The sequence below is a fragment of the Pontiella sp. genome (assembly GCF_041622395.1).
Taxonomy (GTDB): domain Bacteria; phylum Verrucomicrobiota; class Kiritimatiellia; order Kiritimatiellales; family Pontiellaceae; genus Pontiella.
This window is the reverse complement of the sequence record NZ_JBFJYW010000195.1, coordinates 1-7,568: the sequence shown is the minus strand read 5'-3', so window position 1 is coordinate 7,568 and position 7,568 is coordinate 1. Positions and strand designations below refer to the sequence as shown.

The window sequence follows — 7,568 nt, the reverse complement described above, 5'->3', positions numbered from 1 at the left end:
AGATATCACAACCATGAAAAACTAAAGTATTGGATTAATACTGATCCAACTTCCCGAAGTTTGGAAAGCATTGATCTCGTCGAGGCGGAAAAGAGAGCAAGGAGTCGATGATTACACTAGAAAAGGGGTCAGTCCCGTAATCTAGTAATCCCTTGACGGGGTTGCCGTGGGAGTTGTATAACTGCCTGCATGCCAAGGAAACCGAGAGTCGAGTATGCGGGAGCGATCTACCATGTGATGAGCCGTGGGAATCACCAAGAGGCGATTTTTCGGGATGGCCGGGACGGCGAAATCTTTTTGGATACGTTGGGCGAGGCGTGTGGCCGCACGGGATGGCGGATACACGCTTTCGTTTTGATGGGGAACCATTACCACTTGTTGCTGGAGACGCCGGAGGCGAATCTGGTGGCGGGGATGAAGTGGCTGCAGGGGACCTATACGCAGCGGTTTAACGGCAGGCACAAGCTGTGGGGGCATCTGCTGCAGGGGCGGTATAAGGCGCTGTTGGTCGATGGATCGGGCGGGGACTATTTTTTGACGGTGAGCAACTACATCCATTTGAATCCGGCGAGGACGAAGGGTTTCGATGCGGCGAAGGAGAGGCTGTCGGACTTTGCCTGGAGCAGTTTTCCGCTCTATGGGCGTCCGACGAAGCGACCGGAGTGGCTGTGCGTGGACCGGACGCTGGGTTGCCTGGGGCTGGAGGATTCCGCGTATGGCCGTCGCAGGTTCCGGGAATATATGAACAAGCGGGCGCTGGAGGTTTCCGAAAGCGATCGCCCGATGGAGTACGGTCCGGGTTGGGCGCACATCCGGCGCGGCTGGTGTTTCGGGACGGAAGCGTTTCGGCGCGATATGCTTGAGCGCATGGATGAACTGTCCGGAAAGCGCGAATCGTTTTCCGGGGCCGAGGTGAAGCTGCACGATGAGCGGCAGGCCGAAGCATTCGTACAGCAAGGATTGCGGGTGCTTGGATTGCGGGAAGCGGAGTTGGTTCGGCTGCCGAAGGGAGCCGATGACAAGGTCCTATTGGCTTGGTTGATCCGCAGGCATACGGCGGTTTCCAATGTCTGGATCGCCGAACGGTTGAGGATGGGGCGTGCGGATTGCCTGTCGCGCTATCCCAAAAGAATCGATGAAACCACGGACGAAGCCCTGCTTGAAAAGCGGGAGCGATTGAGGGCGATTACTAGATTACGGGACTGACCCCTCCGGTGATGACCCCTCCGGTGATAGTTTGGGTGCAGGGAGGTCTTTGTTTCTTGGCGTCTTTGCGGTCAAATATTTTTTCTGCATCCACTTCATACGTTTCGGCGGTGCTTTGGAAAAGTAGGACCGGCATCCTGCCGGTCTGCGGCGGATCGGGTTTTGCTGCTTATGGAGGGTCGCGGGCTCAGTGCCATCCGGCTTCGAGTTGGTGCGGAGCATCGATATCGAATGCCATGTCGCGCACATCTGTCGGCGCGAGCTCGCGCGGCCAAAAGAACCGTCCGGTTTTTTCCGGATTCGGATTCACGGCCTTGATGCGTTGCAGTGCATCGTCGAGCGCCAGCTCCGACGCCGGTAGGACCACCAGCATGGCCAGGTTGCCTTGTTGATAGCAGGCAACGGAGACCTCGTCGTTCATTCGGAATGCATTCCAGCCGGGCGCGATGGAGCCTCCGATTCCCGCTGGAAGGTGCAGCGTCCCGCGGGCGACGGCAAGGCGGCGGTGAACCCCGGTCATGTTCCATTGTTTCCAGTCGCCAATCCCTCGGATGTGGATGCAGTCGTCGAGTTTTTCGGCGTCATCCTCCAGCAGCAACGCAATGGGGCGAGCAATCACCTTGGCCGATTCGCCGCGATAGACCCCGCCGGCGCTAAGCAGATATCCGGGACCTCCCGAGTAGATTTCCTCGCCGCCGTCGGCTTCGTGCGCGAATCGCACAAAATATTCCTCGCGGTTGTTTCCGGAAAACCGCTCCAGCGTGCGGAGCGGGAGGCGGTATTCATGAAAAGTGGACGCGAACACCAGTAGATCGTTGCCGGAGGTCGTGCCGTCCAACTGAGACCGGATCATTGGGGCCATGCGGTTGAGCAGGAGGCTTTCGTTGTCGGCATATTTAAATTGCCGGCGAAACGGCGCGCATTGCCGCAACCGGTACGATCCGTACGCATAGCGCCGGGCAATGTTGTCGATTATCGCCTCCGCAAGCCGCCGGATCGTCGCCGACTCTGCATAGTCGGCGAGGTTCATCAGCGGCAACAACGTATACACCGCATAGGGGGTGGAGTTGAACTCATACACGCCATGCAGGCGCAGGTGGTTCAAGTAGCTTTCCAGCCATTCGCCCAATCCGTTCCGATCGTTGTCGAACCGGGCGGCAACCGGCCCCTGCCGTTTCAGCCACTGGTTTTTGAGATAGCGCGAGCCCTCCCGCATTAGCAGATGATTTTCCGTCTCAAAAACCATCCCGCCGGAACGCGGCACCATTCGGTTGAGCCGGCCCTCTTCCGTCAGCAACGTATTCAGCAGATAATTTCGGGTTTCGGGATACAGCACTTGCTCGTCTTCGCCGAACTCATACAGAAGGGCCGTCAGCCAAATCAGCGCAAAGTCGTAGTCCCCCTTGGGGTGCCCGGCCCACGAGGATCCGGCCCGACCCCACACGACCAGCTCGTTCAGGATCCGGTTGCAGCGGTCGGTCTCCCGGTTCAGCAGCAGGCCGGCGAGTAGGGTCTGGCAAAGGCGCGTGCCGCCGGAACGCTCGTTGCGGGCCAGCCCGTCGGTTTCGCGCATCGCGAAGCCGCGCAGCACGCGCTCGCGGCCCGCCACCGGATCGGCCCGCGGTACGGCCTCGTTCAGCAAAGCAAACCGCTCCTGCTTCGAAAGTTCGGCTTGGCCGGGGATCGAGTTGGGAACCCAAACATACGGAACGACGGCCCTCGCGAAAAGCAGTGCCGCCGCAACCGCGATCGGCGCGATGAGCCAACCTCGCATCGACTCGCCCCGTTTTGCGGATGGTGGCATGGAAGACTCCCGGCTACGGTTTGCGGGCGGCCTGCAGCAGCCGCTCGCATTCGGCTCGATATTCCGGGGTTTTCGGGGAACAACTCAGGACGTACGGATCTTCCGGATGGTTGGCGGGCCATTTGTCGCGCTTTCCGGAAACCTGGTTGATGTGCGGCAACGAACCGAGATAGCGCGAAACCGTAATCCATTCGAGCATCTCCGCTTTGAGTTCGAGGAGTTCCGTTTTGCAGTCCGGGTGGTTGGCGAGGTTTTGTTCCTCCCACGGGTCCTTTGCCATGTTGAAATATTCCTCTTCCGGCTGCCCGGCATAGTAGATGAGTTTGCGGTCGGGGGTGCGCACCATGGTCAGATAGTTATCTTCGCAGTACACCCGTTCCGGCACCTCGCTGCGGTCGTTTTCGGTTATACGTTTCCAGTTGCTGGAACCATCGAGGCGCTGCGGCACTTCCAGACCGAGCGCCGTCAGCACCGTGGGCCCGACGTCTATCTGGCTAAACAGGCCGTCATCGATCGCCCCGGCGCGCGCGCCGCCCGGCAGGCGCACCACCATCGGCACATGCACCGACTGCTCGGTCATGAGCCATTTATAGATCAGTTCATGGTCGCCCAGGTTATCGCCATGGTCGGAGGTGAAGATGATCAGCGTGTTGTCCATCAGGCCCTTTTGTTCCAGCATGTCGAGAATCTTGCCGACCTGATAGTCGATGCCCGTGATCTTGGCATAATAGTGCTTCCGCATCCGGCGGAACGCGTCGTCGTCCATGCCCCGGAGGTCGACGGCCCAAACGCCATAGTGCGGCGGAAGTTCGAACATCAGGGGATTGCGGCAGGCTTCCATGAAGCGCGCATACTGCGGCGGGCGGGCCGCCAGGCCGCCCGCATCGAAATGCGGCAGCGGCACCTCCCGGTCCGCATACAGGTCGAGGAAGCGCAGCGGCGGGTCGTAGGGGTCGTGCGGCCCCTGGAAGCCAATGTGCAAGAAGAAGGGTTCTTCGCGCGCATAGTCCTGGATCCAGCGCGTCGCCATGCGGCCGACAAACTGGTCGACATGATATTTTTCCTCCAGCGGGAAGGCATTGGACGCATGCTTGTTCATCCAGTCGCCGCCCTGCGTCAGAATCTGGCAAGGGCTCGGCTGGCCTTCGGCCTTCAGATAATTGGCATAATCGTCGTACGATTTTCGCAGGTCGGGAAAGTTCTCGGTGTAGAGCCGCTCGTCGTACCCCATCATGGCGGTGGCGGGATAATGGTGCACCTTGCCCATGGCGGCCGTGTAGTAGCCCGCGTCGCGGATATCCTCCACCCAGCTGCGGTTGTGGGCCCATTCCTGGAACCCGTAGCAACCGGTGTTGTGGGCAAACTGCCCGGTATAGAACGCGGCGCGCGAAGAGATGCAGGTGGAACCGCAGACGTAGGCGCGTTTAAAGCTGATCCCCTCGCGCACGAGCCGATCCATGTTCGGCGTAATCATGTGGTCGTTGCCCCACGCGCCGACCGCGTCCGCGCGCTGCTGATCGGTGGTAATCACCACCACGTTCATCGGTTTCGTTCCCGCAAATGCCCCTATTGCCACGGCGGCGAGCGTCCAAAGCAGATTCGTTGTTTTCATGTTCCAGCCTCCAAGTTCCGATGTCCCGATTCCCGTTCCCGGCAACCGTTTCATGCAAGTTAACATTCCCATGGTACACGAAAAGGTCGAATGCGCCATCCGGAGATCGGTTACCCAGTAAACTCCGGCGGCATTCCGGCCCCCGCCATTGCGGTTGCGGGGCGGGTCGCCGTTGTCCGGGAACGGGCGGGTCGCGATCCTCTTCGGTCGGCGCGGGGTTCCGCGCATGGAAGGGGGCCCTGCGGGGCCGCCTCTTGGGGCGGGCGTTTTTTTACCGCAGACGCTGAGTGATTCGTGGATGTCGGCCCCGGTTATCGGTTCTGTTTTCGGGGGTTAAGGCTTGAGTCGAAAACCCATTTAACTATGGTTGCGCTTCGTTTTTTTTACTTAAAGGACTTGGAAATGAAAGAGATCAGAATCGGTATTCTCGGATTCGGCACCGTTGGGGCCGGCGTGGTGGAAGGCATCCAGCAGAACGGAGAGCTCATGGCCCGGCGAACCGGAATCAAGCCCGTCATTGCGAAAATCGCCGATCTCGACATCGAGTCCGATCGCGGAATCGAGGTTGACGCGGGCGTGCTGACCACCGATGCCATGTCCGTGATTACCGATCCCTCCATTGCCCTGATTGTGGAACTCGTGGGCGGAACCTCCGTTGCGCGCACTTTCACGCTCGAGGCGCTCAAGCAGGGCAAGCGCGTCATTACCGCCAACAAGGCGTTGCTGGCCGACTACGGCGAAGAAATCTACAAATGCGCCCGCGAAAACAACACGGGCATCTACTACGAAGCCGCCGTCGGCGGCGGCATTCCGATCCTGCGCTCGCAGCGCGCGGGCCTGATCGGCAACCAGATCGAAAGCATCTTCGGCATCCTCAACGGCACCTGCAACTATATCCTCACCCGCATGGAGCGCGAAGGGCTGCCGTTCGACGAAATCCTCGCCGACGCCCAGGCGCTCGGCTATGCCGAGACCCCGCCCGATCTCGACATCGACGGCATCGATACCGCCCACAAGGCCGTGGTGCTCGCCTCCATGGCCTATGGCGCGCCCGTACCGATGGACGCCTGCCCGACGATCGGCATCCGCGGCCTCAGTTCGTCCGATATCGCCAACGCCGACGAGCTCGGCTACCGCATCAAGCTGTTGGCCATCATTAAGGAATCCGGCGGGGAGGTGGAGCTTTCCGTCGAGCCCACGCTCGTGCCGAAGGAGCACATGATCGCCTCCGTCAGCGACGCCTTCAACGCCGTTTTCGTCAAGGGCGACATTGTCGACGACACGATGTACTACGGGCGCGGCGCCGGCCGGCTGCCGACCGGATCCGCCGTAATCGGCGACATCATGGAAGCGGCTTCCGACGAGCTGCATGCGGTCGGCGTCCCGGTCAGCGTCACCATGATGCTGCAGAACGACAAGCTGGAGTACTGCTCCTCGGGGAGCATTGAAAAGCGCTGCTACATCCGCCTGTGCCTGGTGGACAAGCCGGGCTCCATGGCCAAGGTCATGAACATTTTCGGTGCGCACAACATCAGCATTGCATCCGTCGTCCAGAAGGAGCGGCACGAGAGCGGAAAAGCCCCGGTCGTCATTCTCACGCAGAAGGCCAAGGAGTCCGAGTTCGAGGCCGCCATGGCCGCCATCGATGCCCTCGACGTTTCCGGCATCTCGCCGGTCCGCATGCGCCTCGAAGATTTCGAATAAACGATTAAACGCAAAGACACAAAGGACGCTAAGTTGCTGGCCGATGTTCTTCGAGAACTTGGTGCCGTTGTGTTTGAAAAATGGTGAGTGAAATGAAAGTTGTAAAATTTGGTGGTTCCTCCGTGGCGAGCGCGGAGCAGATTTCCAAGATCATCGATATCGTCGCGGCGGATGCAAGCCGCCGCATTGTGGTGGTTTCCGCCCCGGGCAAGCGCCAGGGCGGCGACACGAAGGTAACCGACCTGCTGATCGCGCTGGCCCAGGCCGTGCTGGAGGGCGCCGATTACGAAGCCGCCTTGGCGGCGGTGGTCGGCCGCTACGCCGAAATCCAAAAGGATCTCGATCTGCCGGAGGCCATCGTGGCCGCCATCGAGGCCGATCTGCGCGGGCGCATCGAAAACCGCGGCGCCAACGAAGCCCAGTTCATGGACACCATGAAAGCCTCCGGCGAAGACAACAATGCCAAGGTCATTGCCGAGGCGTTCATCAAGAAAGGCCATCCGGCCAAATACGTCAACCCCGGCGAAGCCGGCATGCTGCTTTCCGACGAGTTCGGCAACGCCGAAGTGTTGCCGGAATCCTTCGAGCGGCTCGCCGCACTCAAGGACGAGCCCGACATCGTTGTTTTCCCCGGCTTCTTCGGGTGCACCAAGGCCGGCGAGGTGGCGACCTTCCCGCGCGGCGGGTCCGACATCACGGGCGCCATCCTGGCCGCGGCGGTGAAGGCCGATGTTTATGAAAACTTCACCGACGTCGATTCCGTCTGCGCGATGGACCCGCGGGTGATCGATAACCCGCCCGCCATCGAATGCATGACCTATCGCGAAATGCGGGAATTGGCCTACGCCGGCTTCGGCGTGTTCCATGACGAGGCAATCATTCCCGCCGTGAAGCACCAGATCCCGATCTGCATCAAGAACACCAACAACCCGACCGCTCCCGGAACCATGGTGGTGCCGCAGCGCAAGCCGAAGCACGGCTCGGTCGTCGGCATTTCCAGTGCCGGGGGCTTCTGCGCCATCTATATCGACAAATACATGATGAACCGCGAGGTCGGCTTCGGGCGCCGCCTGCTGCAGATCCTTGAAGACGAGCACATCTCGTTCGAGCACACCCCGTCCGGGATCGACAACATGTCGGTCATCCTCCAGTCTGCCCAGCTGGGCAAGAAGGAGGCTTCCGTTGTCGAACGCCTGACCCGGGAACTTTCGCCCGACGCCATTGCCGTCGAGCACGGCCTCT

General features: G+C 60.4%; 5 protein-coding genes. 3 read left to right on the top strand and 2 right to left on the bottom strand.

Features of this window, described 5'->3' with window-relative positions; all coding sequences use genetic code 11:
• The first annotated feature begins 189 nt into the window (after positions 1-189).
• Positions 190-1,206 carry a transposase gene (locus ABYO54_RS11520; RefSeq protein WP_372808398.1) on the top strand — a complete coding sequence of 339 codons (1,017 nt, stop codon included), beginning with the start codon at positions 190-192 and terminating at the stop codon, positions 1,204-1,206.
• Positions 1,207-1,393: 187 nt separating this feature from the next.
• Here the strand turns inward: ABYO54_RS11520 and ABYO54_RS11515 are convergent, their stop codons facing one another.
• Both ABYO54_RS11515 and ABYO54_RS11510 read right to left on the bottom strand, forming a co-directional pair.
• Complete coding sequence (locus tag ABYO54_RS11515) at positions 1,394-2,980, bottom strand: hypothetical protein (RefSeq protein WP_372808397.1); 1,587 nt, start codon at positions 2,978-2,980, stop codon at positions 1,394-1,396.
• Positions 2,981-3,023: 43 nt separating this feature from the next.
• Positions 3,024-4,622 (bottom strand): sulfatase, encoded by a 1,599-nt coding sequence (locus ABYO54_RS11510; protein ID WP_372808396.1) that lies wholly within the window; start codon positions 4,620-4,622, stop codon positions 3,024-3,026.
• A 402-nt stretch (positions 4,623-5,024) separates the two neighbouring features.
• Here ABYO54_RS11510 and ABYO54_RS11505 point away from each other — a divergent pair, with 402 nt between their 5' ends.
• Together ABYO54_RS11505 and ABYO54_RS11500 are read left to right on the top strand one after the other, a co-directional pair.
• On the top strand, positions 5,025-6,326 hold the full coding sequence (locus ABYO54_RS11505; RefSeq protein ID WP_372808395.1) for a homoserine dehydrogenase: 1,302 nt from the start codon (positions 5,025-5,027) through the stop codon (positions 6,324-6,326).
• Positions 6,327-6,418: 92 nt separating this feature from the next.
• On the top strand, positions 6,419-7,568 hold a 1,150-nt coding region (locus ABYO54_RS11500; RefSeq protein WP_372808394.1), incomplete at its 3' end, for an aspartate kinase.